Source organism: Saccharothrix sp. ALI-22-I, assembly GCF_001984175.1.
In the GTDB taxonomy this organism is placed as follows: domain Bacteria; phylum Actinomycetota; class Actinomycetes; order Mycobacteriales; family Pseudonocardiaceae; genus Actinosynnema.
In genome coordinates this window covers 781,830-807,785 of sequence record NZ_MTQP01000068.1, presented here as the reverse complement: position 1 = coordinate 807,785, position 25,956 = coordinate 781,830, and the positions used below count along the sequence as shown (strand labels likewise).

Genomic DNA, 25,956 nt, shown 5'->3' with positions numbered 1-25,956 from the left:
ATCGTCGGAAGATGAGGCGTGAGCGGCCGACTTCCCAGGCGACCGAGCCGCCGTCTGCGGAGCAGCGGCCATTAAGCACGGAAGATCAGCTCGGCGTCGTCGATCGTGGTCTCCGGCGTGTCGATGGCGTGCTCGACGCGGCGGTTGCTGCCCGGGCGCGGCGGGCGGACGAACTTGTAGCCCACGTTGCGCACGGTGCCGATCAGGGACTCGTGCTCGGGGCCGAGCTTGGCGCGCAGCCGCCGGACGTGCACGTCCACGGTCCGGGTGCCACCGAAGAAGTCGTAACCCCAGACCTCCTGGAGCAGCTGGGCGCGGGTGAAGACCCGACCCGCGTGCTGCGCCAGGTACTTCAGCAGCTCGAACTCCTTGTAGGTGAGGTCGAGCGGACGGCCGCGCAGGCGCGCGGTGTACGTCGCCTCGTCGATGACCAGCTCACCGAGCTGCAGCGAGCCGTCGCCACCGGGCTGCGTGGTGCCGCGCCGGGAGCGCACCAGGCGCAGTCTGGCGTCCACCTCGGCCGGGCCGGAGGTGGGGAGCAGGATCTCGTCCACGCTCCAGTCGGAGTTCACCGCGACCAGACCACCCTCGGTGACGATCGCCACCACGGGCACGTCCACCCCGCTGGAGTCCAGCAGCCGGCACAGGCTGCGCGCGGCGACCAGGTCGGTCCTGGCATCGACCAGGACGATGTCGTGCGGACCTGCCTCCAGCAGCGCCGAGACCTCCGGCCGCAGCGGACGCACCTCGTGCGGGAGGAGCGACAGCGCGGGGAGAACCGCCTCGGGGTCGGAGTCGGTGGTCAACAGCAGCACGTCGATACTCATCGCGGCGCCCTCTCGTTCGGCCGGTGCTTGGTCACCGACCAAGCACAGCGAAGTACGGTGACCGGGCCCCGTTGCCTGCGGATGACGGAGACAATACCGGTGCACACGATGAAAGACCCAGGTCAGCAGGTCAGAGTCACAGTTGTTTCCACAAGCGTCACCCCTGTTACATCCGTGTCACACGATGCTGTCGTCTTGCACGGTTTGCACGTGAGATCAACACACTCCGTGACGGATCTCGCATTCGTGGTGGGTCATGGCTTCACCAACCACGTCCGAAAGCCGTTCGTTTCGCGCGTGTTGCAGCGGTTCGCACGGCATGGCGGGGTCGTCGCACTGGACTTCCGGGGCCACGGGCGCTCCGCCGGCCGGTCCTCGGTGGGCAGTGACGAAATCCACGACCTCGCGGCCGGTGTTTCGCTCGCCCGTGATCTCGGGTACCGACGCGTGGTGACGGTCGGGTTCTCCATGGGCGCGTCCGTCGCCCTGCGCCACGCCGCCCTGCACGAGGACAAACCGGACGCCGTCGCGGCGATCAGCGCGCCGTCGCGCTGGTGGGTGCGGGACACGGTGGCCATGCGCCGGGTGCACTGGCTGCTCGAACAGCCGCACGGCAGACTGGCCGCCCGTGCGCTGGGCGTGCGCCTCGGCCCGCCGTGGACGACGACGCCGGAGAGCCCGCTGGAGGTGGTGCACCGCATCACCCCCACACCACTGCTGATCGTGCACGGTGAAGAGGACCACTACTTCGGTCCCGCGCACGCCGTCGCGCTGCACCGCGCGGCGGGTGGCGCGGCGGAGCTGTGGTTGGAGCCCGGCGTCCGGCACGCCGAGTCGGCGATGACGCCGGCTCTGGTAGACCGGATCGCGACCTGGCTTGCCGAAAGCTCCCACCAGGCAGAACGCTCACACCACGCAGAACGCTCGCAGGACCCCGCAGGACAAGACGCCGCAGACGACCAGACAAAGGGCAGGCGATGACCGCGACCGAGACCAAGCGCCGCCGTCCCACCCGCGGGCGCAAGCTGATCATCGCCGCCCTCGTCATCGGCGGGCTGCTGGTCGCGGCCGACTTCGGGTTGGCCGCGGCGGGCGAGTACCAGGTCGCGCAGAAGATGCGGGAGAAGTTCAAACTGAGCGAGGACCCGTCGGTCCGGATCAACGGCTTCCCGTTCATCACGCAGGCCGTCGGCGGCGACTACCGCGACATCGAGATCAGCGCCTCCGGCGTGCCGGTGCAGGACCAGCTGCGCGACCTGGAGATCCACGCGAACCTCTACCACGTCCGCATCGGCCTGTCGGACCTGTTGGCCGGCAACACCCGCGGCGCGAAGATCGACCAGGTCAAGGGCAGCGTCAAGATCAAGGCGACGGACCTGAACCGGCTGGTCAACCAGGTCACGCCGTTCACCGACATGGCCATCGAGCCGGACACCCGCACCGAGCCGCCCGCCGGGCAGGAGCCGGACCCGACGGTCGCGGCGGTGAAGCTGTCCGGCAACACCAAGGTCGCCGGCCGCACCGTCCGGATCAGCGCGTACGGCTCGGTGTCGCTGGTCAACGGCCAGGTGATGATCGCGATGAACGACGTCGAGGTGGACGACCTGGCGTTGGACGGGCTGGACGCGGTGCTCGGCGTGGTGCGCGAGGCGTTGAGCGTGACCATCGACCCGGGTGAGCTGCCCTTCACGGTGACGCCGACCGCTGTCAAGGTGGAGAGCGGTGCGTTCACCGTGGAAGGCGCTATCAACGACATCCCCTTGGATGAAGGCGGCAACTAGATGACCGGGGTCTGGGCGCTGCTCGGCGCGGTCGCGCTGGTGGCCGTGATCGGCGTGGTGCTGCGCGCGCGGAACGGCCGCGTCCGCGTGGCGAAACCGCGCGACGGCCTGCCCGCCCCGGTGCGCGATCTGCTCCACCCTGGCACCCCCGTCACGCTGGTCCAGGTCTCGACGACGTTCTGCGCCACCTGCCGGCAGACCCGAGCGCTGCTCGAAGACCTCGCCGGGCGCACCGAGGGGCTGCGGCACGTCGAACTCGACGTGACCGACCTGCCGGAGGTCGCGGCCGATCTCGGGGTGCTGCGCGCGCCGACGACGCTGGCGCTGGACGCGTCCGGCGCGGAACTCCTGCGCGTCGGCGGCGTCCCGAAGCGGGACACGCTTATTGCGGCGTTGCGCCCACACCTGCCTCGACCGATCGGGTGAACCTGCGAACTCCCACCAGATGGACGCCACTCCCGACAGCAGAGATGACCGGCTAGTCTCCAATCCATGACCATGCTGCTGACCAAGCGACTCGCGGTGGACCTGTGCCGCGTGCGCAGCAGCCTGTGTCGCGCGGCGCGCTGACCGGGCGGTCCCCGGCGGCCCGCACGCCCTTGACGGACGTGTGCGCCTGCCCCTAACACCGCCTGAAGACGGACTGCCCAGTCTTGTCCACCGTCAGGAGGTCGCCGTGCCGAAAGATGCCCCCGTGGACCCGCGTGGTCCGCGGTTCAGCGCCTGGATCACCACCGTCGTGTTAGCGGTCGTGCTGCTGACCGGGTCGTGGCGGTTGCTCGCCGCGCAGACCGTGATGTTCGGCCTGTGCGCGTTCATCTCGCTCAAGCTCAACCCGTGGGGCCACGTCTACCGGTACGCCGTCCAGCCGAGGATCACGCCGACGACCGAGCGCGAGGAAGCCGCCCCGCTGCGGTTCGCGCAGGGTGTCGGGTTCGTCTTCGCCCTGGTGGGCACGGTCGGGTACGCCACCGGCCTCACCGCGCTCGGAGTCGTCGCGACGTCCGCCGCGCTGGTCGCCGCGCTGCTCAACGCCGCGCTCGGCCTGTGCCTTGGCTGCGAGATGTTCCTGCTCCTGCGCCGTTACGCACCCGCACTCGCCCGACCCCAGTCGACACCGTCGCAGTAAGAACGAAGAAATTGGAGCAGCTCGATGAGCCGTGAAGACGTCCTGGTCTCGGCCGCTTGGTCCGAGGAGAACCTCAACACGCCCGGCGTGGTGTTCGTCGAGGTGGACGAGGACATCAGCGCCTACGACGGGGGCCACATCCCCGGCGCGGTGAAGATCGACTGGAAGAACGAGCTCCAGGACCCGGTGCGGCGCGACTTCGTCGACCGCGAGGGCTTCGAGAAGCTGCTGTCCGCCAAGGGCATCTCCAACGACGACACGGTCATCCTCTACGGCGGCAACAACAACTGGTTCGCCGCCTACGCGTACTGGTACTTCAAGCTGTACGGCCACGACGCGGTGAAGCTGCTCGACGGCGGCCGCAAGAAGTGGGAGCTGGACGGCCGTCCGCTGGACAAGGAGCCGGTCGTGCGCGAGACGACCGCGTACACCGCCCAGGAGCAGAACCTGGCGCTGCGCGCGTTCCGCGACGAGGTCGTGGACGCGATCGGCCAGAAGAACCTGGTCGACGTGCGCTCGCCGGACGAGTTCTCCGGCAAGCTGCTGGCGCCCGCCCACCTGCCGCAGGAGCAGGCGCAGCGCGCCGGCCACATCCCGAGCGCGATCAACGTGCCGTGGAGCAAGGCGGCCAACGAGGACGGCACGTTCAAGTCGAACGAGGAGCTGGCCGAGATCTACGGCGAGGCCGGTTTCGACGGCTCGCGCAAGACGATCGCCTACTGCCGCATCGGCGAGCGCTCGTCGCACACGTGGTTCGCGCTGCACGAGCTGCTCGGCCACGAGGACGTGAAGAACTACGACGGTTCCTGGACCGAGTACGGCTCGCTGGTCGGCGTGCCGGTCGAGCTCGGCAGCGGCAAGGAGGCCTGACAATGAGCAACGGCTGTGGTGCACCGGAGCAGGGCGTGGAGGTCCAGGTGGGCGCGAACGAGGTTGTGTTGACCGGCAAGGTCCGCTCGGAGGGCGGTCCGGTCGGTGGCGCGTTCGTGCGCCTGCTGGACGCGTCCGGCGAGTTCACCGCCGAGGTCGTGTCCTCGGCCGAGGGCGACTTCCGCTTCTACGCCGCGCCGGGCACGTGGACCATCCGCGCGCTGCACCGGTCGGGCAACGGGCAGGCGTCGGTCAACGCGGAGGGGCCGGGCGTGCACCCGGTCGAGGTCGCGGTGGCCTGAGCTGTGTGATTCACAGGAGTGCACGGGCTCAGTCCCGGCGCTACCTGCTCGCCGACCCCGGTGGCGTTCGCCACCGGGGTCGGCGGCTTTCCGGGGCGTGACGATAAACTCGGCGGGTGGAACACTTCTTCACAGGATTGCTGATCCTCGTGTCCCTGCTGATCGTGTGGTTCGCCGGGTACGTGGTGTACCGCCTGTTCTCCGACCAGCGGTGAGCGACAACGGGCCCGTTCCGGGCAGTGGTGACGCGGCCGTCCAGGCCGCCGCTTCGCGCGCTTCCGTGACGGGTGCGCGCAACCTGCCGCAGTTCGACGACCTGCCGATCCCGGCGGACACCGCGAACCTGCGCTCCGGTCCCTCGCTGCACGACGCCTGCCTGGCGCTGCTGCCGCTGGTCGGCGTGTGGCGCGGTGAGGGCGAGGTCGTGTACTCCACCATCGACGGCCCCCGCCGGTTCGGGCAGCAGATCACCTTCGCGCACGACGGCCGCCCGTTCCTCTACTACGAGGCGCGCGCGTGGCTGCTCGACGAGAACGGCGGGGTGATCCGCCAGGCGGCACGGGAGACCGGCTTCTGGCGTCCCCAGCCGGACGACACGATCGAGGTGCTGCTCACGCACAACACCGGGATCGTGGAGCTGTACTACGGCAAGCCGCGCAACCAGACGTCGTGGGAGTTCGGCACCGACGCGGTGATCCGCACGGCGACCGCCAAGGAGGTCACCGGCGCGCAGCGGCTGTACGGCATCGTCAACAACGGCGACCTGGCGTACGTCGAAGAGCGCGCCATGGTCGGCCAGCCCCTCCAGCCGCACACCTCCGCCCAGCTCCAGCGCTGGGTCGGCTGAACCTGCGCCGCCCGCGACCCTGAACCGACCACCACGCGAGGTCGCGTCGATCGTTCGCGACTCATTTTCCGGCGATCACGCTCTTCGATCGTCGGAAAATGAGGCGTGAGCGGTCGACTTCCAGGCGACCGAGCCCGCCGTCTGCGGAGCAGCGGCCATCGAACACAGATTGTTCAACAATCCTCACAGGTTCTACGCTGTGCTCATGCAGCTGCGGCGTTGCGGCACCCACGCGGTGCTGGTCGAGGTGGACTCGCTCGGCGAGGTGGAAGCCGTGCGCGCCGCGGTCGAGGCGGCCGAGCTGCCGGACGTGGTCGAACTCGTCCCGGCTGCCCGAACAGTCCTGATCGTCACCAGACCCGGCGCGATGCAGGCAGTCCGCAAGATGCTGACCACCGTCGACCTGGTCCACCACCCCGGAACCGTCTCCGACGAGGTGGTCATCCCGGTCCGCTACGACGGCCCGGACCTCGACCTGGTCGCCGAGACCGCCGGCCTGACCACCGCCGAGGTGGTCGACCTGCACGCCGGCGCGACCTACCAGGTGGCGTTCTGCGGGTTCGCCCCCGGCTTCGCCTACCTGACCGGCCTGCCGGAACCGCTGCGCCAACCCCGCCTCGACTCGCCGCGCACCAAGGTCCCGGCGGGCTCGGTGGCCGTGGCCGGCGAGTACACCGCCGCCTACCCCCGGGCCACCCCCGGCGGCTGGCGGCTGATCGGCCGCACCGACGCGCCGCTGTTCGACCCGCGCCGCCCCACCCCGGCCCTGCTCACCCCCGGCCACCGCGTCCGCTTCGAGGCCACCCCATGACCCGCGAGTCCTCCCTCCAGAACGCGAGAGTCGAACGCTCAGAACACGAGAGTCGAACGCTCAGAACGCGTGAGTCCTACGTTCAGGACCCCCGAGTTCAACACTCGCGCACCCTCACCGTCCTGCGCACCGGCCCGCAGACGCTGATCCAGGACCTGGGCCGACCGGGCAACGCCCACCTCGGCGTCCCGCCCTCCGGCGCCCTGGACGTGCCGTCGTTCACGCTGGCCAACCGCCTGGTCGGCAACCCCGAGGACGCCGCCGGCCTCGAAGTCCTCCTCGGCGGCCTGTCCCTGCGCGCCGACACCTCGTGCACGATCGCCGTCACCGGCCCGACAACCCCGACCTGGGTCAACGGGGTCCTCCGCGACTCGCCGCTGCACCTGGCCGCCGGCGACACCCTCACCCTCGGCACACCCCGAGGCGGACTGCGGTCGTACGTCGCGGTGTCCGGCGGCATCACCGTCCCGGCCGACCTGGGCAGCCGGTCCACCGACCTGCTCTCCGGCCTCGGCCCGGCACCGCTCCAGCCCGACGACGAACTCCCCCTCGGCGATCCGACCGGCGTGCCGGTGGGCGTCGACGTGCTGGTGCCCGTGCAGGTGCCGGACGAGCTGATCGTCCCCGTCTTCCTCGGCCCGCGTGACGACTGGTTCGACAACCCGACGCGCCAACTCAGCGCGGGCCGCTGGACGGTGTCCGACCGCAGCAACCGGGTCGGCATCCGCCTCACCGGCACCGCCCTCGACCGGGTCTCGTGCCGGGTCGGCCAGGAACTGCCGAGCGAAGGCCTGATCACCGGCGCGGTGCAGGTCCCGGCCGACGGCAGCCCCGTCGTCTTCCTCGCCGACCACCCGACGACCGGCGGCTACCCGGTGATCGGCGTGGTCCCGGAGGACGCCCTCCCACTGCTCGGCCAGGCCATCCCGGGCACGCCGCTCCGCTTCGCCCCTCAGCCCTGATTCGCCCCCAGGCCCGCTCGCCCAGACCTGAACACAACGCAACCACCACCGCGAGGTCGCGTCGGTCGTTCGTGACTCATTTTCCGGCGATCACGCTTTTCGATCGTCGGAAAATGAGGCGTGAGCGGCCGACTTCCAGGCGACCGAGCCCGCCGTCTGCGGAGCAGCGGCCATCAATTCAGTACTCCGACTCGTACAGGTCGGCCAACTGCGCGTGCAGCTCAACGGAGTCCGGCAGGGTCTTGCCGTCCAACGTGTGCACGCGCGTGATCTTGCGGACGCTCGACACCAGGAGCACGCCGTCCGCCGAGTACAGGTCCTCCACCGCGATCGGCCGCACCTCGATGGTCCAGCCCTCGCGCTTGGCCGCCCGGAACAGCGCGGCCTGCGTGGTGCCGGGCAGGATGCCCAGGTTCGCGGGCGGCGTGGTCAGGGTGCGGCTGCGCACCATGATCAGCGTGGACGTCGGGCCTTCGAGTACCGAGCCGGACGACGTGGTGAACACGACCTCGGACGCGCCGCGCCGTTCGGCCTCGCGGATCGCGGCCATGTTCACCGCGTACGACAGCGACTTGGCGCCCAGCAGCAGCCACGGCGCGCGCTCCATCAGGCCCGGCTCGATCCCCCGGTCCAGCGTCACGGCGGCGATGCCGTCCACGCGCTGCGCCATCACCTTCGGCGCGATGTCCATCCCCAGAGCGAAACCGGTCGGTGTGCCGTCACCGCCTTCGACACCGCGGGTGTAGACGAGCTTCAACGCGATCTCCGCGCCACCCGTCCAGTTGTCCAGCACCAGGTCGACGGCGCGCTCGAACGCGCCGCGGTCGGGTTCGGGCAGGTCGAGCATGGCCGCCGAGCGGGCCAGCCGGTCCAGGTGCGGACCGAGCTCCCGGGGCTTGCGGCCGACGACGAGGATCGTCTCGAAGATCCCGTCGCCGCGCATCAGGCCGTAGTCGTCGACCCGGATCAGCGGGGCGTCCGGGTCGGCCAGGGTTCCGTCCAGTAGTGCGAGCACGCGCATACCGTGAGACTACTCACGGCCTACCATCGAATTCGTGGACACCGCCAGCGCCCCGAAAGCCCTGCGCAAAACGCTGCACGACCGCGGCATGCGGATGACGCCCCAGCGCCAGCTCGTGCTGGACGCGGTGCGCGAACTGGGGCACGCGACGCCGGAGCAGATCTGCCAGCGCGTCCAGGTCACCGCGCCCACGGTGAACATCACCACCGTCTACCGCACGCTGGACCTGCTGGACCGGCTCGGCCTGGTCCGGCACACGCACCTCGGCCACGGCGCGCCGAACTACTCGGTGGACGAGCACGAGCACGTGCACCTGGTGTGCCACCGGTGCGGGCGGGTGAACGAGGTGCCGTGCGAACTCCTCTCCCCTCTAGGGGGAACACTGCGGGCGGAGTACGGGTTCGAACTTGATGCGAGCCACCTCGCGCTGTCCGGCACGTGCCGCGAGTGCCTCGCCGAGAGAGCGTCGAAGGCCGAACGAGCACCGAAGGAGTCCGAGTGAATTCACCGCTGTTGACCGCCCCTGGTGCGGTGGGGCCGTTCGAGGGCTCTCCCGACCAGGGTGTGCCGTGGCATTTCGGCGACCCGTTCGCCGAACAGCGCGCGGCCGTGCGGTCGGTCGCGGTGTTCGACCGCTCGCACCGGGCCGTCATCGCGGTGTCAGGTGACGACCGGCTGACCTGGCTGCACTCGCTGACCAGCCAGCACTTCACCGCGCTCGACGAGGACCAGGGCACCGAGATGCTGATCCTGGACGTGCAGGGCCGGGTCGAGCACCACGCGGTCGTGGCGAACGTCGGCGGTGTGGTCTACCTCGACACCGAGCAGTCGCGGGCGGCCGAGCTGCTGGCGTACCTGACCAAGATGGTGTTCTGGTCGAAGGTCGAGCCGCGGGACGCGACGGCCGAGCTGGCGGTGCTGACCGTGATCGGCCCGGAGACCGTCGGGTTGTTCGACAACCTGGACCTGCCCTTGCCCGCCGGCCCGCACGGTGTCGTCGCGCTGGAGGGCGGCTTCGCCCGCCGCATGACGTGGCCCGGCCAGGACGCGGTCGACCTGGTGATCCCGCGCGGCGACATCGCCGAGTGGTGGCGCAAGCTGACCGACGCGGGCGCGCGCCCGGCCGGCAGCTGGGCGTTCGAGGCGCTGCGCGTGGAGTCCCTGCACCCGCGGCTGGGCGTGGACACGGACGAGAAGACCATCCCGCACGAGGTGAACTGGATCGGCGAGGCCGTGCACCTCGACAAGGGCTGCTACCGGGGCCAGGAGACGGTCTCCAAGGTGCACAACGTCGGCCGCCCGCCGCGCCGGATGCTGCTCCTGCACCTGGACGGGTCCCGCGAGGTGCAGCCGGAGACCGGCGACCCGGTGCTGGCCGGAGACCGCGTGGTCGGCCGGGTCGGCAGCGTGGCGTTGCACCACGAGCTGGGCACGATCGTGCTGGCGCTGGTCAAGCGGTCGATCGGACCGGAGACCGAGCTGCTGGTGGGCGCGGAGGACCGGCGGGTCCAGGCGTCCGTCGATCCCGACTCGGTGCCGCCGGACACCCCCGGCCTCGGCCGGGAGGCGGCGCGCAACCTGGGCCGGTAGATCCGGACCGGAAAACCGGCGACCGCGGCTGCCTGGGGTTCCTGCCCCCACCGGTACCGCTGAGGCGCTAGTCCGAACGGGTTCTGTGTCAGGATCAGGACATGTCCCGACCCGGAGCCCACGGCACGCTGCTCACCGTCGCCCCCACCGGGGCCGAGCACGCGAAGGCCGACGTCCCCCAGCTGCCGGTCACCATGGAGGAACTGGTCCGCGCCGCACAGGCGTGCGAGCAGGTCGGCGCCGCCATGGTCCACGTGCACATCCGCGGCGCGGACACCAAGCCGACACTGGACCTCGGGCTGCTCAAGGAGACCGTCGCCGCGCTGCGCGCGAACACGAACCTGATCGTGCAGCTGTCCACGGGTGGCGCGGTGACCGACCCGGAGGCCGACCGGCTGCGCGTGCTCGACGCCCTGCCGGACTCGGCGTCCTGCACCATGGGCACGGTGAACTTCGGCGACGACGTGTTCCTGAACCGCTGGGAGTTCATCGTCGCGTTGCACAAGGGGATGCAGGAGCGGGGCATCGTCCCGGAGTACGAGATCTTCGACATCGGCCAGCTGGCGTCGCTGCGGCGGCTGCTGGACCAGCACGGGCTGCCCGCGGGCGGCAAGGTGCACGTCGACCTGGTGATGGGCGTGCCGGGCGGTATGCCGGGTGACGCGGAAACCCTGGTGGCGGCGTTGCGGCTGCTGCCGGAGGGAGCGTCGTTCTCGGCCACCGGCATCGGGCGGACCACGCTGCCGGTGATGCTGACCGCGTTGGCCGCGGGTGGGCACCTCCGCGTGGGCATGGAAGACACCATTTCTTATGCGAAAGGCCAGCCGGTCCGGGACAACGCGCAGCTGGTCGCCCGTGCGGCCGGGTTGGCGAAGATCGCCCAACGACCGCCCCTTTCACATGCGGACGCACGTGCACTTTTGGGCGTTCGCAGTCCGGTACAGGTTTGAGACAACTTTGGAAGCAGGTTTGTGTTGGCGGGTGGACACGAACTACCGCAGGATGAGTACGTGATCGAGGTGCGTCCTGGCGGGCGCCGCCGTATCGACCGGGTGCTCGCCCCTGACTACGCGGAGGGGGTCGAGCGACTCCCGCTCGCCGAGGTGCGCGCACTGCGCGACGAAGCGGCGCAGGAGGAGACCGACCTGTCGTATCTCAGACGACTGCTGCACGCGCGGATCGACATCGTGCGCGCGGAGCAGGAGCGGCGGATGTCGGGCGGCTCGGCGGTGGTGGACCAGCTGGCCACCATCCTCGCGTCGAACGCCGTCGGCCCGGCCACCGGCCTGGGTCGGTACCAGACGCAGGAGCCGTCTCGGGCCGAGGCGCACCGGCGGCACGTCGAGGCGTTGGTGTCGGACGTCGACCTGTCGGACGTGAGCGCGCTCTCGGACGACAAGCTGATCCTCGCGCTCCGGGTGTTCATCGGCGAGGAGGCCTCGGTCTCGTCACGCCGGCGCGAGGTGCAGGCCGTGGTCGACCTGCTGAACGCCGAGATCGCCGGGCGGTACCAGAACGGCAGCGCCTCGGTGGACGAGCTGCTGGCGGCCGAGCGCGGGTGGCCGACCAACCCCGGTCGCACCAAGGACTAAGCCGTCCCAAGACGTAAGCTGTATCAGATTGTAAGACGGCACTCCCGCGATCTGGACCGGCTGCCTAACGTGGCCGGTTGATGGCACAACAACGATCGGCCCCGTCGAGGTACCGGTGGGTGGTGCTGGCGGTCGGCGCGGTCGCGCAAGGCACCAACGCCGCGGTGTTCCTGGGTCTGCCGGCGATCACCCCGCAGCTGCGCGAGCACTTCGGGCTGTCGCTGCCGCAGGTCGGGCTGCTGCTCGGCGCGGTCAACCTCGGCACCATGCTCACCCTCGTGCTCTGGGGCGCGGCGGCCGACCGGCACGGTGAGCGCCTGGTCATGACCATCGGCGGGTTCGGCGCCGCCCTCTGCCTGGCACTGGCCGCGTTCGACGGGCCCGTGGTGGCCGGGTTGGCGCTGGTCGGCGTGGGGTTGTTCGGTGCGAGCGTGAACGCGGCCAGCGGTCGTGCGGTGCTCACCTGGTTCCCCGCCGAACGGCGTGGGTTCGCCATGGGTCTGCGGCAGACCGCCACCCCGCTCGGCGCGGCACTGGCCGCCGCGGTGCTGCCGGTGATCGCGCTGCGGGCCGGCGTGCCGGTGGCGTTCCTGGCGCTGGCGGGCTTCACCGGGTTCGTAGCGATCGCGATCGCGTTGTGGATTCGCGAGCCCCCGTGGGCCGTGCGCTCCGGCCAGGGACAGCACGGGGTCGTGCTCAAGGACCCGAACCTGATCCGGCTCAGCGCGGCCAGCGGGCTGCTGGTCGTCCCCCAGTTCACCGCCGCCGCCCTGATGGTGGAACTCCTGCACGACCACCGCGGCGTGGCCGTCGGACTGGCGGCCGGGTTGTTCGCCGCCGCCCAGGTCACGGGCGGGGTCGGCCGGCTGGTGGTCGGGGTGTGGTCGGACCGGTCTTCGACCCGGGTCCAGCCGCTGAAGGTGCTGAGCGTGCTGGTCGCGGTCGGGTTCGTGCTGTGCGCGGCGCTCGACCAGGCACCGGTTTGGCTGCTGTCCGCGGTCCTGGTGCCGACCGCCGCCCTGGCGCTGTGCTGGAACGGCGTCGCGATCACGGCCGCCGGGGAGCTGGCGCCGCCCGGCCGGACCGGAATCGCACTTGGTATGCAAAATACCGCCAACTACCTGAGTGCCACCGTGACGCCCCCGTTGGCCGGGTTGGTCGCGGTGAGCATCGGCTGGCCCGGCGCCCTGCTCATGGCGGCAGCGGCGGCCGTGGGGGCCCGCGTGCTGCTAGCCGTGCCGTTCGCGACGCGCCAGCTCGCCCCAGAACTCCCGTAGCCGCTCGTACCGGAGGGCGACCTCCTCGGCGTCACCGGCCTCCAGCGCGTCCACGATCGCGTTGACGTCCGTCGCCGAGCTGTCTTCGAGCAGGTCCTTGTCGTCGATGAGCTGCACCAGGCCGCCGTAGTCCAGCTCGACGGCCGAGTCCGGCGCGAAGTGGTCGAGCCAGCGCCCGGTGTCCTGGAGGACCTTGGCGGGACCCGCGTCACCCAGGGAACTGGACACCACGCGGTGCGCCCGGGCCACCCGCGCGCGGGCGTCCGCCATGGACACCCGCCACGACACCTGGCGCTCCGGGTCGTCCTTCGGCGCCAGCACGACCCGCCGCGCCTCCGGCTCGACCAGGGCGAACCAGGGCAGCGGCACCGTCCAGGTGGTGGAGATGACGTGCACCGCCCCACCGGTCAACTCGGCCATCACCGCGGACGCCCGGGCCCGGATCGCGTCCGGCTCGACCGACACGGCCTCGTCCTGGAGCGGTCCGGTGGACGTGGCGAGGAAGCCGACCAGCGCGGCGGCGGACCGGGCGCGCAGGTCGAGCGGGCAGACCAGGGGACCCGGTCCGACTTCTCCGGGCACCTCGGCGGGACTGATGGTCATCACGTCGAACGGCGCGTCGGGGGAGACGCTGCCGTCCGACCGCTCACCAGGCAGGAGGCGGCGCGGCCGGGCCAGCTGTGATCGCAACCACAGTTCCCGTTCGCGCGCACCGACGTCCGCACGGCTCAACACCCCGTTTTCCAGGGCTTTTCGCACCTGATCGGCCAACGGTGCGTCAAGAGCCGACAGCGGTTCGTACACCCTGAGGTAGGCGACGAACGGTTGAGGCACCCGCGCATCCTCCCATGGTGAGATTTGGCGGTACGTGTCACGCCTACCGCGTCGCGGGGAACCCCTTCGACACGGTACGGTAGTTACCAGGAACCAGTTGTCGAGACGAGTGGGGCCGCCGTTCCCCCGGCCGCCCCCGTCCCTGTGCGAGGGGGTCGAGCCATGGGGCGCGGCCGAGCGAAGGCCAAGCAGACCAAGGTGGCGCGGGAGCTCAAATACAGCTCCCACAACATCGACGTCGACGCCTTGCAACGCGAGCTGTCCGGCGGCGAGATCGCTGCTGGCCGACGGAGCGATGAACGCTCCGACGAGCCGTCGGACGATGAATACGACGACTACCGTCGCTGACGTATCCAACACCCGCTGCTGAGGTTGGGCTGCCGGTTCTCTCAACCGGCAGCCCAACCTTTGCGGCGGGCCCTAGAACGCCCTGGCGTACTGCCGTGGCGGGTTGACCTGCACCCCCAGCTGCTGTGCCGCGTGCAACGGCCAGTACGGGTCGCGCAGGAACTCCCGCCCCAGCAGCACCAGGTCGGCCGAGCCATCGGCGAGGACCTGCTCGGCCTGCCGGGCGTCGGTGATCATGCCGACCGCCCCGGTGGGCACGTCGGCCTTCCGTCGAACCGTCTCGGCGAACGGCACCTGGTAGCCGGGGCCGATCGGGATGTCCGCCGTGGGCACGTTGCCGCCGGTGGACACGTCGATCACGTCGGCACCCAGGGCCGCGAGGTCGCGCGCCAGTACGACGCTGTCCTCCGCGGTCCAGCCGCCCTCGACCCAGTCGGTGGCGGAGATGCGCGCGAACACCGGCACCTCCTCGCCCACGGCTTCCCGGACGGCGGCGGTGACCTCGCGCACCAACCGGGTGCGGTTCTCCAGGGAGCCGCCGTAGGCGTCGGTGCGGTGGTTGCTGAGCGGCGACAGGAACTCGTGCAGGAGGTAGCCGTGCGCGGCGTGCACCTCGACCACCCGGAAACCGGCTTCCAGCGCGCGGCGAGCCGCCGCGGCGAAGTCGGCGACGACCTGCGCGATGCCCTCGGCGTCCAGTTCGACGGGCACCCGGTAGCTCTCGTGGAACGGCTCGGCGCTGGGCGCGACGGGCGTCCAGCCGCCGTCGACGTCGGCGACACCGCCCCGTTGCGGCGCGAACGGCGCGTAGGTAGAGCCCTTGCGGCCGGCGTGGGCGAGTTGCACACCGGCGACGGCGCCGTGCGCGTGGATGAAGTCCACGACCGGCCGCCAGGAGGCGATGTGCGCGTCGTCCCAGATGCCGGCGTCCTCGGGCGAGATCCGGCCGATCGCCTGCACCGCGGTCGCCTCGGTGAACACCAGGCCGGCACCGCCGATCGCGCGCGAACCGAGGTGCACGAGGTGCCACTCGTTCGGGTGACCGTCCTGCGAAGAGTATTGACACATGGGGCTGACCGCGATGCGGTTGGGCAACGTGACGGCGCGGAGGGTCAGCGGGCTGAACAGCTGGCTCACATGCGGCTCCTCGGGACGTTCGGGTACGGCGACGAGCCCTTCGGCGCGTCATCGGGTCCAAGGTCCCGGATCGGGCGGCTTGTTCCCGGCGTGACGCCCGTCCCACCTCACGAGAGCTGCGGAATTCCATTCGAATCGGTATTGCGCGTGCATTCGCACGTGATCTTCGAGGAGAGGTCGGCGCGCAAAACGCCGAACAAGAGGACACCAGTTACGCCCATTCGGGTGTACTGTCCGCAGCACGTTCGGGGAGACCATCACTTGCAGCCCGACGCAGGTCGGCCCATTGGAAGTTCCCGCCGGTCACGACAGTAACAGGATCCACATGCTGCCCATGCCGACCACGATGACGCAGGATCCAGGGTGGCCCAGCAACAGCCTCCTGGGTCGACTCCGAGACAACACCCGACAAGAGCTGTTGAACATCGGCACGGTCGTGCGGTACACGGCCGACCGCGAGGTCATCGAACAGGATGCGAAGGATACTCATGTCCTGCTCCTGCTCGACGGCGTGGTCAAGGTGCAGACCACCGACGAAACGGGTGACACTGCGCTGCTCGCGATCCGAGTCGCGGGCGACCTGGTCGGCGAGATGGCGGCGCTGGACCAGAAACCCCGCTCGGCCACCGTCGTCACGTGCGGCGACGTGGTCGCGAAGCTGATCACCAGTGGTGAGCTGATGAGCTTCCTGCACCGGCGCAACGACGTGTTCGTGGAATTGATCGGGATGATCAACGACCGGCTGCGCTGGGCGAACCAGCGCCGGCGGGATTTCCTGTCCCACCCGGCCGCCGAACGGGTGGCGCGGGTACTGGCCGAATTGGTGCAGACCTACGGGCGCGAAGAGGCGCACGGGTGGACCTTGGGAATTCCGTTGACGAAGGTCGAACTCGCCTCGATCGCCGGGATGAAGCCCCGAACGGCCGAGAAGGCGTTCTCCGATCTGCGAAAAGCGGGGGTGGTGGTCAGTCACCTGAGACGTGACGTGCTGGTGCCGGATCTGACCGCACTGCGTAAATTCGCGGGGTTCTGACGCAAGACCGCAATTCTGCGGTATTCGCGCCGATGCGGTACTCCACAGTGACTCTGCGCAGCCGTGTCCGGGCCGTTGTCCGCACCCGTCGAAAGGCCGAACCCATGAGCTTCCAGCGCAGTCTGCTGGTGTGTTGTGACCTGAAGAGCTACGGGTCGGTCGACGACCTGCTCCAACGCGAGTTGCAGGAGCTGCTGGTGCGCAGCCTGGACCGGGCGGGCGAGGCGGCCGGGCTGGACCGCTCGTCGTGGCGGCGTCAGGCCAAGGGTGACGAGGAGTGGGCCGTGCTGCCGGTCTCGACGCCGGAGGGCGACGTCGTGGACCGGTACGTGCGTGCGCTGGACGCCGAACTGGCCACGACCAACCGGTACCGGGTGCCGCACGCCAGGCTGCGGATGCGGATGGCGATCCACTTCGGCACCACGGTCGAGGGCGCCAACGGCTACCCCGGCCAGGACGCGGTGCTGGTCAGCAGGCTGCTCGACAGCAAACCGGCGCACGCGGCGCTGGAGCAGACCGACGCCGACCTCGTCGTGGTGCTGTCCGATGTGATCTACACGTCGCTGGTCGTGCCCCGGCACACCACGCTGCGGCCGGAGATCTTCCGGCGCGTGGAGGTGCGGGTGAAGACCTTCAGCGGCCACGGGTGGATGTGGCTGCCGAGCGGGGACGCGCACGCGTTGGTCCTGGACGACACGCCCGAGGTCACGCCGGGCGACGCGGTCCCGGTCGTGCCGGTCCCGCCCGTCGCCGGTCCGTCCTCGGTCAACCAGAGCGCGGTCGCCACCGGCGGATCGACGGTCATCCAGGCCGGCCGCGACGCGCACGTGCCGACCCAGAAGGCGGACGTGATCCAGAACTTCGACCGCAACGATCAGCGGGGCTCGCACTTCGGCCCGATCTACCGCCGGGACACTGACGAGAGGGCATGATGGCGCGCGAGGAACCGCTGAGACTGCTCGCCGGCGCGGCAGCCGGGGCGCTGGCCACGGTCGTGGACACCGAGCAGTGGCCCGACCTGCGGGCCCGGGTGGCGGCGGTCCTCGCACCCGAACTGTTCGACCTGGTCAGCGCCCGGATGGAAGAGGCGCGGCGCAGGCTCGTCGCGGTGCCGCGGGTGCGGCTGGAACTGGCCCGGGCCGAGTTCACCACCGAGTGGCGCGGTTCGATCCACACCATGCTGTGGGAACGCCCCGAAGCCGCCGGCCCCCTGCGGGCAGTGCTCCACGACGTCAGCCCCGCCTTGCCGCGCACGGCCGAGGACTACGGCACCGGGACCGCCACCCGCCGGTGAGCGGGTCCGCGGCTTCGGCGATCCGGAGTTTGCGAGCCACCGGTTGAGCGGTGGCTCGCGGAACTCGGGCGTTCTCGTCAGAGGTAGCGAATTTGTTTCGCTTTTCCGGTGGCCACTTCCTGGTGGGCCGCGGTGATTTCCGGGCGGTGCGCCACTTCAGGGACGCCGACTTCCCACCACGCGCCCGCTTCCGTCCACGAGGACGGGTGGGTGCGAATCACGACCACGGCCGGGCGGTGTTCGGTCTTGGCCACTTCCCGCGCTTTGCGGTAAGCCTCGGCGAGGTCCTTGATGTCGTCCACCGGGAACGTCGCGCAGCCCATCGAGGCGGCGTGCGCGGCGAAATCGGTGCGCGGCGGTCGGGCGTGCGCGGTGCGGACGTCGTCGTAGAGGTTGTTGAACCCCGCGCCGCCCTGGCCGGTCTGGAGGCGGTGGATGACGGCGTAGCCGTCGTTGTCGCACACCACGGCCACGAAACCGTGCCCGGCGAACGCCGCCGAGAACAGCTCCGAGTTGAGCATCAGGTACGAGCCGTCGCCGAGCAGCGTGGTGACCACGCCGTCCGGTCGGGCGATCGCCGCACCCCACGCGCCGGCCAGCTCGTAGCCCATGCAGGAAAAGCCGTACTCGACGTCCATGCTCGCCTCGCCGATCGCGCGCCAGCCGCCGATCAGCTCGCCCGGCATCCCGCCGGACGCCGTCATCACGTAGTCCTCCGGCGTGGACAGGTCGTTGACCACGCCCACGACCTGCGCGTACGTCGGTGTTGTGGCGGGTGCGCGCAACCCCTCGATGTGCGCATCCCACTTCGCCCGTTCCTGTCCCGCCCGTGCGGCCCAGGTGGCGTCGGCCTGCCAGTCACCCAGTTCGTCGGTGAGCTCGCGCAGTCCTTCGTCCGCGTCGGCCACCAGCGACAGCGCGCCGTGCTTCACCGCGTCGTACCGGGCGGCGTTGAGCGAGACGATTCGGACATCGGGCGCGAAAACGGTCCACGAGGCGGTGGTGAAGTCCTGGAGGCGGGTGCCGACGGCCAGGACCACGTCGGCCTCGGCGGCCAGGACGTTCGCCGAGGTGGAGCCGGTGATGCCGAGCGGTCCGGCGTGCAGCGGGTGGTCGTGCGGGACGAGCGTGCGGCCGGCGGTCGTCTCGGCGATCGGGATGGCGTGTTGTTCGGCGAAACGGATCGCGCGACCGGCCGCGCGGGAGTACCGCACGCCGCCGCCCAGGACCAGCAGCGGCTTGCGGGCTCGGCGCAGTGTTTCGGCTGCTTCGGTGAGGGCTCGGATGTCCGGGCGGGGGCGGGTCGGGCGGTGGACGACCGGGGTGAACAGTGCGTCCGGGAAGTCGAACGACTCCGCCTGCACGTCCTGCGGCAGGGCGAGGGTGACGGGGCCGCAGTCGGCCGGATCGGTCAGGACGCGGGCCACCTGCGGGAGGGTGTTGAGCAGCTGTTCCGGGCGGGTGATCCGGTCGAAGTACCGGCTGACCGCCCGGAACGCGTCGTTGACCGTGGTCGTCGGGTCGCCGTAGTGCTCGACCTGCTGCAACACCGGGTCCGGCGCGCGGCTGGTGAACGTGTCGCCGGGGAGCAGGAGCAGCGGCAGGCGGTTGGCGTGGGCCACGCCGGCGGCGGTGACCATGTTCAGCGCGCCCGGTCCGATGGACGACGTGGCGACGCCGACCTGGCGGCGGTGGGTGGCCTTGCCGATGCCGACCGCGGCCAGGGCCATGCCCTGCTCGTTGTGGCCGCGCCAGACCGGGATCTCGGTCCGGAATTCTTCGAGGGCGTTGCCGAGGCCGAGGACGTTGCCGTGGCCGAAGATCGCGAACACGCCGGGGAACAGCGGGCCCTCGGTGTTGTCGGGGAGCTCGGTGCGTTGCGCCAGGAGCCAGCGGACCAGTGCTTGTGCGGTGGTGAGCCTCATCGAAACTCCAATCGGCGGAGACCCCCGGCTGTAGCCGTGGGGAGGAGCCGATCCCCGCTGGGATCAACCCTTTCCGGGTGTTCACATGCTGGCGCGTTAGTGTGTGAGACGTGTCGAAGACGTTGGTGAAGCGGGCCTACAAGTACCGCTTCGTGCCGACCACGCAGCAGGAGCAGGAGTTGCTGCGCACCTTCGGCTGTGTCCGGCTGGTGTACAACAAGGCACTCGAAGCGAGGACGGCCGCGTGGTGCACCGAGCAGCGGCGCGTGAACTACGCCGAGACTTCCGCGATGCTCACCGGCTGGAAGAAAACCGAGGAGCTCGCGTTCCTCGGTGGCGTCTCGTCGGTGCCGTTGCAGCAGTGCCTGCGGCACCTGCAAGGCGCGTTCGTCAATTTCTGGGAGAAACGCGCGAAGTATCCGCGGTTCAAGTCCCGCAAGCGCGGGAAGGCATCGGCGGAGTACACCCGATCGGCATTCCGCTGGCGCGACGGCCAACTCACCCTGGCGTAGATGGACCAGCCGTTGGCGATCGTGTGGTCGCGTCCGCTGCCTGAGGGCGCGGAGCCGTCCACGGTCACGGTGTCGTGTGATCATGCGGGCCGGTGGCACGTGTCCTTGCTGGTCGAAACCGCCGTTGCCCACCTGGCGTCCACGGATGCCACGGTCGGGGTGGACGCCGGGATCACGAGCCTGGTGACGCTGTCCACCGGGGAGAAGATCACCAACCCGCGGCACGGGAACCGCGACCGTGCCAGGCTCGCTCTCGCCCAGAAAGGCCTGGCACGCAAGCAGAAAGGCAGCAACAACCGGGCCAAGGCCCGACGGAAGGTCGCGCGGGTACACGCCCGGATCACCGATCGCAGGCGGGACTTCCTGCACAAACTGACCACTCGGCTCGTTCGTGAGAACCAAACGATCGTGATCGAGGACCTGAACGTGTCCGGCATGCTGCGCAGCGGCAGCCTGGCGCGTGCCATCTCCGACGCCGCGTGGTCGGAGTTCCGCTCCCAGTTGGAGTACAAAGCGGCCTGGTACGGCCGCGACGTGATCGCCATCGACCGGTGGTTCCCGTCGAGCAAGACCTGCTCGGATTGCGGGCGACTGCTCGACACGCTGCCCTTGGGCGTTCGGGAATGGACCTGCCCCGGTTGCGGGACAGCCCACGACCGGGACGTCAACGCGGCACGCAACATCCTGGCCGCCGGGCTGGCGGTCGCCGCCTGTGGAGGCGGTGTAAGACCAACCCGACAACAGTCGGTGAGGCGATCGCCCATGAAGCAGGAAACCCAACCCGAGAGGGTTGGAATCCCTCGTCTTCAGGCGTGGGGAGGAAGTCAATCCACCCGTCCTTCGGCAGTCGTGACGGGACAGCGCGGGTCGAGTTCCTGGCTCGCCCAGGTGTCCCGGATCCAGGTGTGCGCGGGGTCGTCGCAGAACGCCAGGGACCGCTCGGCGCCCGGTCCGGCCAACACGTTCAGGTAGTACATGGGGTAGCCGGGGGCGGCGACGCACGGACCGTGGTAGCCGCGTGGGATCAGGAAGACGTCGCCGTCGCGGACGACGACGTCCTCGTCGATGTCGCCGTCGTCGGTGTAGGTGCGGTGGAGACCGAAACCTTCACGCGATGGGGTGATCTTGTCCCGGCCGGCGATGCGGAAGTAGTAGATCTCTTCGTTGACGACGTCGCAGGTGTGGTCGTGCTTGTGCGGCGGGTAGGAGGACCAGTTGCCGTCGGGGGTGATCAGTTCGCAGGCGATGAGCTTGTCCGCGTGGTCCCAGACGCCGGGGATGCCGAAGTTCGTGACCTGACGGGTGGCGCTGCCCGCGCCCCGGACCTCCACCGGCACGTCGTCGGCCGGCCCGTACTTGGGCGTGAGCCTGCGCTCGCAACGCGCCATCGGCAGGGCCACTTCGACGCCGTCCGTTGTGGACAATCGCACCCGTGCGTCCCGTGGCACGTAGGCGAAGTCCGTCACCCGGGTGAAGACGGAATCCCGCCCCCGCAACTCGAACCGCTCCCCGTCGACCTCGACCACGCAGCCGCCGGAGAGCGGGAGCACGAACGCTTCGAAATCGCCGGTCTCGAACGTGGTCACCCCACCGGGGTGCAACAACAACACCCGCAACCCGGTGTGATCCCACCCTGCGGTCTCGGGCGTGAGCTCGACAGCGTTCTCGCCATCCGACAACGTGCCCAACGGCCGGTGCAGGCTCATCCGTCCACTCCCCTCGCCGTACCCGACACGTCCGCACCCTGCGCAATCTCGCCTTGCGCAATCTCGCCCTGCACCGCCTCGCCCTGCACCGCCTCGCCCTGTGCCGCCTCGCCCTGTGCCGTCCGGGTCTGCACTACGTCAGCGCCAGGCGCCGTCTCGGCCCGCGCCGTTTCGGCCGGCGCCACGTCAGCGCCCTCCGCCGCACCAGTCCGCACCAGGTCAGCGGCACGCGCCGTCCGCAACACCCCGGCCGCCGCCTCCACCGCACCGGCGACATCGCCGTCGGGCGGGTAGAGCAGCGCGCGCCCCACGACCAGCCCGCGCACGGTCGGGTGACGCAGGGACCGGCCCCACGACGCCAGGTCGTCCTCCGGCCGCGCGGACGGCACGCCGCCCAGCACGAGCGCGGGCAACGTCGTCGCGTCCAGCACCTCGTCCGGCGACGCGGGCAGCTTGAGCCACGTGTACGCCGAGGTCGCACCCAAGCCGGCCGCGACACTCCCGGCGCGCGCCAACGCGGCGGCGTCCTTCTGCAACACCAGATCCCCCGCCGCGTTCCGCGCGTACGGCAGCGGCTCGACCATCGCCATCAGGCCGCGTTCGGCCAGTGCCGACACGGCGGCGGCGCAGCTCTCCAGCGTCGGCACGGTGCCGGGGTCGGAGTCGACCAGGCGCAGCAGCATCTTGCCGCCGTCCAGGCCGTTGGCCGCGATGGCGCCGGGGTCGTAGGCGGTGAAGCGGTCGTCGATCTCCCAGTCCGCGCCGGCCAAGCCGCCGCGGTTCATGGAGCCGATGACCACCTTGTCGTGCAGGCCGTCGAGGAGCAGCAGCTCCTCGATCACGTCCGGCGTGCCGAGCACGCCGTCCACCGCCGGGTTGGTCAGGGCGGTGAGCAGGCGGTCCAGCAGCGAGCGGCGGTCGGCCATCGCCAGTGGGTCGGTGCCCACGCCCAGTGCGCCGCGGGCCGGGTGGTCGGCTGCCACCAGGAACAGGGTGCCCTGGTCGGACAGCAACCGGCGGCGTCGGCGGCGGGTCTGGTAGGCCCTGTGGACGGCGGCGGGGTCCGTCGCCCTTGTGTCCAGCAACCGCCACCACTGTTCGTCCGTGATCACCTGGCACCTCCGGCCGGCCGCTGTTCGTTCCTCATCACCTGGCGCCGCCGGCCGTGTGGGGGGATGGCGGTGAGAGTGAGGGTGGCGGCGGGGGGTGGGCAGGGGTGGTGGTTGTCGGGCGCTCGGTCCTCGTTTAACCGAGGACTGGTAACGCCGTTTCCGTACATTTTGGGGCCATGTTCATCCGATCGTGTGGCCGGGCCGGCGAGGTCGGATTGATCTTGCCACGGGTTCGTGGAGGGCGCCTGTCGAGCGGTTTTCACAGGTGTTCCTCGATCTCGCTCGGTGTCGGCATGGCGTCGGCGCAGGCCAGCCGGCCGGCTACCAGGGCACCGGCGATGTTGGCGTAGCGGGCGATGCGTGGCGGGGCCCAGCCGGACAGCAGGCCGTGGGCCAAGGCGCCGCCGAAGGCATCGCCGGCGCCCAGGCCGCAGACGACGTCCACCGGGTGCGGCGGCACGGTCCACGAGTCGGAGGCGGTGGCGAACAGGACGCCCTCGGCGCCCTTCTTCACCACCGCCAGTTCGACGCCTCGTTCCAAGAGGCGCGCGGCGGCTTTGTCGGGGTCGGCGGTACCGACCGCCACCTCGACCTCGGTCCGGTTGCCCACGGCCACCGTCACGTGGTCGAGCATCCAGTCGATCTCACGGCGTGCGGTCTCCACGTCCGGCCAGAACATCGGTCGGTAGTCGAGGTCCAGCACGGTGTGGGGACGGCGGGCTCGGCGTTCGAGGATCTGCCGTTGGGTCGCACGGGCGGGTGATGCGGACACACCCGTTCCGGTCACCCACAACAACGGCACGGACTCCACCAAGTCCCACGGCACGTCCTCGCCCGTCAGGGACAGGTCCGGCGCGAGAGGCGCGCGGTAGAACAGCAAGGGCGGGTCTTCGGGCGGGTCCAACGCGCAGAACACCACCGGTGTCTGGAGGTCGGCAGCGGTGCCGACGTACTGAGCGGACACACCGAAGGACTCCAGCGCCGAACGCACGTAAGGCCCGAACCCGTCCGGCCCCACCTTCGTCAACACCGCCGTCCGCCGCCCCAACCGCGCGGCCGCCACGGCCACGTTCGTCGCCGTCCCACCGAGGGACTTGGCGAACGTCCGCACCTCCGCCAACGGCACGCCGCTCTGCTCCGGGTAGAGGTCCACCCCGACCCGGCCGACAGTCAGCACCTCGACCGTCATTCGGCGACACCGCGCAGTTCGTGGGCCAGCGCCTCCAGCTCCGCACCGCCCGCCATCTGCCTGGTCAACTCCTCCAGGCTGATCTGCGTCTTCTCGTACGACCCCAGTGCCCGCCCCCGCTTGAGCAGCAGGAACCGGTCACCGACGGGATAGGCGTGGTGCGGGTTGTGCGTGATCAGCACGACCCCCAGCCCGCGATCCCGCGCCTGGGCCACGTACTTCAGCACCACCCCGGCCTGCTTCACCCCGAGCGCGGCCGTCGGCTCGTCCAGGATCAGCACCTTCGCCCCGAAGTGCACGGCCCGCGCGATGGCCACGCACTGCCGTTCACCACCGGACAGCGTGCCGACCGGCTGCTCCACGTCCCGCAGGTCGATGCCCATCTCGGCCAACGCGGTCCGCGTCACCGACCGCCCCTGCTTCCGGTCCAGGAACCGGAACGGCCCGAACCCGACGGTCGGCTCCGACCCGAGGAAGAAGTTCCGCCACACGCTCATCAGCGGCACCACGGCCAGGTCCTGGTAGACGGTGGCGATGCCCTGGTCGAGGGCATCCCGCGGCGAGGAGAACCGCACCGGGGACCCGCCGACCAGGAACTCGCCGGCGTCGTGCTGGTGCACCCCGGCCAGGATCTTGATCAACGTGGACTTGCCCGCGCCGTTGTCGCCGAGCACGCACGTCACCTCGCCCGCGTTGACCACGGTCGAGACGTCCCGCAGCGCGATCACGCTGCCGTAGGTCTTGCCGATCCCCCGGACCTCAAGCTGTGTTTGTTTCTTCGGGAAACTCATCGCCGCACCCTCTCCGCCCGCCGCCGCAGGGCGTTGTTGACCAGCACGGCGGCCAGCAGCATCACGCCGAGGAACAGCTGGAACCAGTCCGAGTTCCAGTTCGCGTAGACGATGCCCTGCCGGGCCATGCCGAAGATCAGGGCTCCGATGGCCGCGCCGACCGCCGAGCCGAACCCGCCGGTCAGCAGGCACCCGCCGATCACCGCGGCGATGATGAACTGGAACTCCAGCCCGATGCCCTGGTTGGCCTGCACGCTGGTGAACCGCAGGATGTTGATCGACCCGACCAGCCACGCCGCGCCCGCCGTGGTCATGAACAGCAGGATCTTGGTGCGCACCACGGGCACGCCGACGGCCCGGGACGACAGCGCGGACCCGCCGACCGCGAAGATCCAGTTACCGAACCGGGTGCGCACCAGCACGGCCCCCGCGATGGCGGTGAACAGGATCCACCAGAGGATCGACACGTAGAACGACGTGCCGCCGATGGTGAACGTCGACGCGAACAGGAGCCCGGCCGACGAGTAGCCGTCGGTGGACCGCATACCGGATACCTGCACCGATCCGGTCACCAGGCGGGTGATGCCGAGGTTGAGGCCCTGCAACGCCAGGAACGTCCCCAGCGTCACGATGAAGCTGGGCAGGCCGGTGCGCATCACCAGCCACCCGTTCAGCGCGCCCACCGCCAGCGCGAACACCAGCGACGCGAACAGCGCGAGCCACACGTTCCAGCCGAGGCGGGTGGCGAGGATCGCCGTGACCAGCGCGGTCGACGCGGTCATCACGCCGGCGGACAGGTCGAACTCGCCGCCGATCATGAGCAGCGCCACCGCGACCGCCATGATGCCGAGCGTGGACGCGTCGTCCAGCCAGGTCGCCACGCCGCCGGTGCTGAGGAACTGCTCGGTCACCACGGAGAAGAACGCGAAGACCAGCAGCGCGCCGAGCAGCGCGCCGATCTCGGGTCGGACGACCAGCCGGTCGAGCAGTCTCGACGAGCCGACGCGTTCGTCGGACGGCGAGGTCGCGGACGGTGAGGTCGCTGGCGCTGAAGTCACGGACGTCC

Annotated in this window: 29 protein-coding genes and 2 pseudogenes; 21 read left to right on the top strand and 10 right to left on the bottom strand. The window is 70.3% G+C overall.

Annotated elements, in window-relative coordinates; translation table 11 throughout:
- Positions 1–71: 71 nt before the first annotated feature.
- Positions 72–827 carry a winged helix-turn-helix transcriptional regulator gene (locus ALI22I_RS40625; RefSeq protein ID WP_077010864.1) on the bottom strand — a complete coding sequence of 252 codons (756 nt, stop codon included), beginning with the start codon at positions 825–827 and terminating at the stop codon, positions 72–74.
- A 108-nt stretch (positions 828–935) separates the two neighbouring features.
- On the opposite strand from ALI22I_RS40625, the gene ALI22I_RS40620 reads away from it, so the two are divergent.
- The 10 genes from ALI22I_RS40620 (at position 936) to ALI22I_RS40580 (ending at position 7,529) form a co-directional block, all read left to right on the top strand.
- Complete coding sequence (locus tag ALI22I_RS40620) at positions 936–1,808, top strand: alpha/beta hydrolase family protein (RefSeq protein WP_443217006.1); 873 nt, start codon at positions 936–938, stop codon at positions 1,806–1,808.
- Complete coding sequence (locus ALI22I_RS40615; RefSeq protein ID WP_077010863.1) at positions 1,805–2,608, top strand: LmeA family phospholipid-binding protein; 804 nt, start codon at positions 1,805–1,807, stop codon at positions 2,606–2,608. The genes ALI22I_RS40620 and ALI22I_RS40615 overlap by 4 nt, the downstream gene beginning before the upstream one ends.
- Positions 2,609–3,034 carry a TlpA family protein disulfide reductase gene (locus tag ALI22I_RS40610; protein WP_077010862.1) on the top strand — a complete coding sequence of 142 codons (426 nt, stop codon included), beginning with the start codon at positions 2,609–2,611 and terminating at the stop codon, positions 3,032–3,034.
- Positions 3,035–3,100: 66 nt separating this feature from the next.
- Positions 3,101–3,178 carry a putative leader peptide gene (locus ALI22I_RS55760; protein ID WP_443217019.1) on the top strand — a complete coding sequence of 26 codons (78 nt, stop codon included), beginning with the start codon at positions 3,101–3,103 and terminating at the stop codon, positions 3,176–3,178.
- 106 nt (positions 3,179–3,284) lie between these two features.
- Entirely contained in the window at positions 3,285–3,737 is a 453-nt protein-coding gene (locus tag ALI22I_RS40605; RefSeq protein WP_077010861.1) for a DUF4395 domain-containing protein, read from the top strand.
- Positions 3,738–3,761: 24 nt separating this feature from the next.
- A complete protein-coding gene (locus ALI22I_RS40600) occupies positions 3,762–4,607 on the top strand; it encodes a sulfurtransferase (protein ID WP_077010860.1) in 846 nt (281 codons plus the stop codon).
- 2 nt (positions 4,608–4,609) lie between these two features.
- On the top strand, positions 4,610–4,909 hold the full coding sequence (locus ALI22I_RS40595; protein WP_077010859.1) for a DUF1416 domain-containing protein: 300 nt from the start codon (positions 4,610–4,612) through the stop codon (positions 4,907–4,909).
- Positions 4,910–5,120: 211 nt separating this feature from the next.
- Positions 5,121–5,756, top strand: a complete 636-nt coding sequence (locus ALI22I_RS40590) for an FABP family protein (protein WP_077010858.1) — start codon at positions 5,121–5,123, stop codon at positions 5,754–5,756.
- A gap of 205 nt (positions 5,757–5,961) precedes the next feature.
- Positions 5,962–6,567, top strand: coding sequence for a 5-oxoprolinase subunit B family protein (locus ALI22I_RS40585; protein WP_077011198.1), 606 nt, complete (start codon positions 5,962–5,964; stop codon positions 6,565–6,567).
- Positions 6,564–7,529 (top strand): biotin-dependent carboxyltransferase family protein, encoded by a 966-nt coding sequence (locus ALI22I_RS40580; RefSeq protein ID WP_083752357.1) that lies wholly within the window; start codon positions 6,564–6,566, stop codon positions 7,527–7,529. The genes ALI22I_RS40585 and ALI22I_RS40580 overlap by 4 nt, the downstream gene beginning before the upstream one ends.
- Before the next feature lie 178 nt (positions 7,530–7,707).
- On the opposite strand, the gene ALI22I_RS40575 is transcribed toward ALI22I_RS40580, so the two are convergent.
- Positions 7,708–8,550 (bottom strand): aminodeoxychorismate lyase, encoded by an 843-nt coding sequence (locus tag ALI22I_RS40575; protein WP_077010857.1) that lies wholly within the window; start codon positions 8,548–8,550, stop codon positions 7,708–7,710.
- A gap of 34 nt (positions 8,551–8,584) precedes the next feature.
- On the opposite strand from ALI22I_RS40575, the gene ALI22I_RS40570 reads away from it, so the two are divergent.
- From ALI22I_RS40570 to ALI22I_RS40550, 5 genes are all read left to right on the top strand, one after another.
- On the top strand, positions 8,585–9,052 hold the full coding sequence (locus tag ALI22I_RS40570) for a Fur family transcriptional regulator (protein ID WP_274523035.1): 468 nt from the start codon (positions 8,585–8,587) through the stop codon (positions 9,050–9,052).
- Positions 9,049–10,140: a CAF17-like 4Fe-4S cluster assembly/insertion protein YgfZ gene (ygfZ, locus tag ALI22I_RS40565; protein ID WP_077010856.1), complete on the top strand. Its 1,092-nt coding sequence runs from the start codon at positions 9,049–9,051 to the stop codon at positions 10,138–10,140. The genes ALI22I_RS40570 and ygfZ overlap by 4 nt, the downstream gene beginning before the upstream one ends.
- A 101-nt stretch (positions 10,141–10,241) precedes the next feature.
- On the top strand, positions 10,242–11,090 hold the full coding sequence (locus ALI22I_RS40560) for a 3-keto-5-aminohexanoate cleavage protein (protein ID WP_077010855.1): 849 nt from the start codon (positions 10,242–10,244) through the stop codon (positions 11,088–11,090).
- Positions 11,091–11,150: 60 nt separating this feature from the next.
- Complete coding sequence (locus ALI22I_RS40555) at positions 11,151–11,732, top strand: RsiG family protein (RefSeq protein ID WP_077010854.1); 582 nt, start codon at positions 11,151–11,153, stop codon at positions 11,730–11,732.
- 80 nt (positions 11,733–11,812) lie between these two features.
- A complete protein-coding gene (locus ALI22I_RS40550) occupies positions 11,813–13,009 on the top strand; it encodes an MFS transporter (RefSeq protein WP_238598797.1) in 1,197 nt (398 codons plus the stop codon).
- Here ALI22I_RS40550 and ALI22I_RS40545 read toward each other — a convergent pair.
- Positions 12,962–13,843 (bottom strand): hypothetical protein, encoded by an 882-nt coding sequence (locus ALI22I_RS40545; protein ID WP_077010852.1) that lies wholly within the window; start codon positions 13,841–13,843, stop codon positions 12,962–12,964. The two genes, ALI22I_RS40550 and ALI22I_RS40545, sit on opposite strands and share 48 nt — an antisense overlap.
- A gap of 162 nt (positions 13,844–14,005) precedes the next feature.
- Between ALI22I_RS40545 and ALI22I_RS40540 the strand changes: the two genes are divergently transcribed.
- Complete coding sequence (locus tag ALI22I_RS40540) at positions 14,006–14,191, top strand: DUF3073 domain-containing protein (RefSeq protein ID WP_053714276.1); 186 nt, start codon at positions 14,006–14,008, stop codon at positions 14,189–14,191.
- A 72-nt stretch (positions 14,192–14,263) separates the two neighbouring features.
- Here the strand turns inward: ALI22I_RS40540 and ALI22I_RS40535 are convergent, their stop codons facing one another.
- The gene (locus ALI22I_RS40535; protein ID WP_077010851.1) at positions 14,264–15,328 is read right to left on the bottom strand and encodes an NADH:flavin oxidoreductase/NADH oxidase; all 1,065 of its coding nucleotides are present in this window, start codon (positions 15,326–15,328) and stop codon (positions 14,264–14,266) included.
- A 346-nt stretch (positions 15,329–15,674) separates the two neighbouring features.
- Between ALI22I_RS40535 and ALI22I_RS40530 the strand changes: the two genes are divergently transcribed.
- The 3 genes from ALI22I_RS40530 (at position 15,675) to ALI22I_RS40520 (ending at position 17,655) form a co-directional block, all read left to right on the top strand.
- Positions 15,675–16,361, top strand: coding sequence for a Crp/Fnr family transcriptional regulator (locus ALI22I_RS40530; RefSeq protein ID WP_238598796.1), 687 nt, complete (start codon positions 15,675–15,677; stop codon positions 16,359–16,361).
- Between the two features lie 104 nt (positions 16,362–16,465).
- Entirely contained in the window at positions 16,466–17,293 is an 828-nt protein-coding gene (locus ALI22I_RS40525; protein ID WP_077010849.1) for a hypothetical protein, read from the top strand.
- Positions 17,290–17,655: a hypothetical protein gene (locus ALI22I_RS40520; RefSeq protein ID WP_077010848.1), complete on the top strand. Its 366-nt coding sequence runs from the start codon at positions 17,290–17,292 to the stop codon at positions 17,653–17,655. The genes ALI22I_RS40525 and ALI22I_RS40520 overlap by 4 nt, the downstream gene beginning before the upstream one ends.
- A gap of 77 nt (positions 17,656–17,732) precedes the next feature.
- On the opposite strand, the gene iolD is transcribed toward ALI22I_RS40520, so the two are convergent.
- Positions 17,733–19,580 carry a 3D-(3,5/4)-trihydroxycyclohexane-1,2-dione acylhydrolase (decyclizing) gene (iolD, locus tag ALI22I_RS40515; protein WP_077010847.1) on the bottom strand — a complete coding sequence of 616 codons (1,848 nt, stop codon included), beginning with the start codon at positions 19,578–19,580 and terminating at the stop codon, positions 17,733–17,735.
- A 110-nt stretch (positions 19,581–19,690) separates the two neighbouring features.
- Here iolD and ALI22I_RS54145 point away from each other — a divergent pair, with 110 nt between their 5' ends.
- Positions 19,691–20,092 (top strand): RNA-guided endonuclease InsQ/TnpB family protein, encoded by a 402-nt coding sequence (locus ALI22I_RS54145; RefSeq protein ID WP_238598795.1) that lies wholly within the window; start codon positions 19,691–19,693, stop codon positions 20,090–20,092.
- Positions 20,093–20,770 (top strand): annotated as a pseudogene (locus ALI22I_RS54140) (RNA-guided endonuclease InsQ/TnpB family protein); the annotation flags it as partial.
- A 146-nt stretch (positions 20,771–20,916) separates the two neighbouring features.
- On the opposite strand, the gene iolB reads toward ALI22I_RS54140, so the two are convergent.
- The 5 genes and pseudogenes from iolB to ALI22I_RS40485 form a co-directional block, all read right to left on the bottom strand.
- Positions 20,917–21,798: a 5-deoxy-glucuronate isomerase gene (gene iolB / locus ALI22I_RS40505; protein ID WP_077010846.1), complete on the bottom strand. Its 882-nt coding sequence runs from the start codon at positions 21,796–21,798 to the stop codon at positions 20,917–20,919.
- 239 nt (positions 21,799–22,037) lie between these two features.
- Positions 22,038–22,910, bottom strand: a pseudogene (locus ALI22I_RS40500) (Cgl0159 family (beta/alpha)8-fold protein); the annotation flags it as partial.
- A gap of 259 nt (positions 22,911–23,169) precedes the next feature.
- Positions 23,170–24,099, bottom strand: coding sequence for a 5-dehydro-2-deoxygluconokinase (gene iolC, locus ALI22I_RS40495; protein ID WP_077010845.1), 930 nt, complete (start codon positions 24,097–24,099; stop codon positions 23,170–23,172).
- Entirely contained in the window at positions 24,096–24,890 is a 795-nt protein-coding gene (locus ALI22I_RS40490) for an ATP-binding cassette domain-containing protein (protein ID WP_077010844.1), read from the bottom strand. The genes iolC and ALI22I_RS40490 overlap by 4 nt, the downstream gene beginning before the upstream one ends.
- The gene (locus tag ALI22I_RS40485; protein ID WP_077010843.1) at positions 24,887–25,948 is read right to left on the bottom strand and encodes an ABC transporter permease; all 1,062 of its coding nucleotides are present in this window, start codon (positions 25,946–25,948) and stop codon (positions 24,887–24,889) included. The genes ALI22I_RS40490 and ALI22I_RS40485 overlap by 4 nt, the downstream gene beginning before the upstream one ends.
- Between the last annotated feature and the right edge of the window lie 8 nt (positions 25,949–25,956).

Bases quoted from the DNA above. Each gene is read 5' to 3' on its own strand.
- ALI22I_RS40625 (WP_077010864.1), bottom strand. From the start codon at position 827: ATGAGTATCGACGTGCTGCTGTTGACCACCGACTCCGACCCCGAGGCG.
- ALI22I_RS40620 (WP_443217006.1), top strand. From the start codon at position 936: ATGAAAGACCCAGGTCAGCAGGTCAGAGTCACAGTTGTTTCCACAAGC.
- ALI22I_RS40615 (WP_077010863.1), top strand. From the start codon at position 1,805: ATGACCGCGACCGAGACCAAGCGCCGCCGTCCCACCCGCGGGCGCAAG.
- ALI22I_RS40610 (WP_077010862.1), top strand. From the start codon at position 2,609: ATGACCGGGGTCTGGGCGCTGCTCGGCGCGGTCGCGCTGGTGGCCGTG.
- ALI22I_RS55760 (WP_443217019.1), top strand. From the start codon at position 3,101: ATGACCATGCTGCTGACCAAGCGACTCGCGGTGGACCTGTGCCGCGTG.
- ALI22I_RS40600 (WP_077010860.1), top strand. From the start codon at position 3,762: ATGAGCCGTGAAGACGTCCTGGTCTCGGCCGCTTGGTCCGAGGAGAAC.
- ALI22I_RS40595 (WP_077010859.1), top strand. From the start codon at position 4,610: ATGAGCAACGGCTGTGGTGCACCGGAGCAGGGCGTGGAGGTCCAGGTG.
- ALI22I_RS40585 (WP_077011198.1), top strand. From the start codon at position 5,962: ATGCAGCTGCGGCGTTGCGGCACCCACGCGGTGCTGGTCGAGGTGGAC.
- ALI22I_RS40580 (WP_083752357.1), top strand. From the start codon at position 6,564: ATGACCCGCGAGTCCTCCCTCCAGAACGCGAGAGTCGAACGCTCAGAA.
- ALI22I_RS40575 (WP_077010857.1), bottom strand. From the start codon at position 8,550: ATGCGCGTGCTCGCACTACTGGACGGAACCCTGGCCGACCCGGACGCC.
- ALI22I_RS40560 (WP_077010855.1), top strand. From the start codon at position 10,242: ATGTCCCGACCCGGAGCCCACGGCACGCTGCTCACCGTCGCCCCCACC.
- ALI22I_RS40550 (WP_238598797.1), top strand. From the start codon at position 11,813: ATGGCACAACAACGATCGGCCCCGTCGAGGTACCGGTGGGTGGTGCTG.
- ALI22I_RS40540 (WP_053714276.1), top strand. From the start codon at position 14,006: ATGGGGCGCGGCCGAGCGAAGGCCAAGCAGACCAAGGTGGCGCGGGAG.
- ALI22I_RS40530 (WP_238598796.1), top strand. From the start codon at position 15,675: ATGACGCAGGATCCAGGGTGGCCCAGCAACAGCCTCCTGGGTCGACTC.
- ALI22I_RS40525 (WP_077010849.1), top strand. From the start codon at position 16,466: ATGAGCTTCCAGCGCAGTCTGCTGGTGTGTTGTGACCTGAAGAGCTAC.
- ALI22I_RS40520 (WP_077010848.1), top strand. From the start codon at position 17,290: ATGATGGCGCGCGAGGAACCGCTGAGACTGCTCGCCGGCGCGGCAGCC.
- iolD (WP_077010847.1), bottom strand. From the start codon at position 19,580: ATGAGGCTCACCACCGCACAAGCACTGGTCCGCTGGCTCCTGGCGCAA.
- iolB (WP_077010846.1), bottom strand. From the start codon at position 21,798: ATGAGCCTGCACCGGCCGTTGGGCACGTTGTCGGATGGCGAGAACGCT.
- iolC (WP_077010845.1), bottom strand. From the start codon at position 24,099: ATGACGGTCGAGGTGCTGACTGTCGGCCGGGTCGGGGTGGACCTCTAC.
- ALI22I_RS40490 (WP_077010844.1), bottom strand. From the start codon at position 24,890: ATGAGTTTCCCGAAGAAACAAACACAGCTTGAGGTCCGGGGGATCGGC.